We start from the raw sequence: 451 nt of genomic DNA, 5'->3' as shown, positions 1-451 counted from the left end.
GTAAAATTTCGCTCTATAATTTTCTTATTCTAATGAAAAAGGACCCTTTTTAGTGTCCTTTTATCATTAAACTTTCTTATAAACTTTGTGTTTATATAAGTTTTCATCTGCTTGTCTTAAAATCTCATCCAATGCTTTATTATCTAAGTTGTCTTTAATAGACAAATCAATTTCACCATAAGCTAATGATAACTCTTTGTGAAAAGTTTTGAGCTTGTCATTAATCTCTTGATATTTATTCTTAAAATTAAAAGTTGCGTTTTGGGGTATGATAATCGCAAACTCATCGCCACCGATTCGGTAAACAATACCATCAAAAGGTTTTAACATTCTTCTTAAATACGTAGAAAACTTATAAAGTACTTGATCGCCTGCAAGGTGACCTAATGTATCATTCACTTGTTTAAAATTGTTTAAATCACATATGTATAAATGATACTCACTATTGTTA

General features: G+C 28.4%; 1 protein-coding gene. It reads right to left on the bottom strand.

The features are described from left to right. Window positions 1-66 precede the first annotated feature (66 nt). A partial coding sequence (locus tag ABCO64_RS10345) for a GGDEF domain-containing protein (protein ID WP_343089404.1) occupies window positions 67-451 on the bottom strand: 385 nt, incomplete at its 5' end.

This window comes from Methanocalculus natronophilus, from assembly GCF_038751955.1.
Classification (GTDB): Archaea; Halobacteriota; Methanomicrobia; order Methanomicrobiales; family Methanocorpusculaceae; genus Methanocalculus; species Methanocalculus natronophilus.
This window is presented reverse-complemented; position numbering and strand designations above follow the sequence as displayed.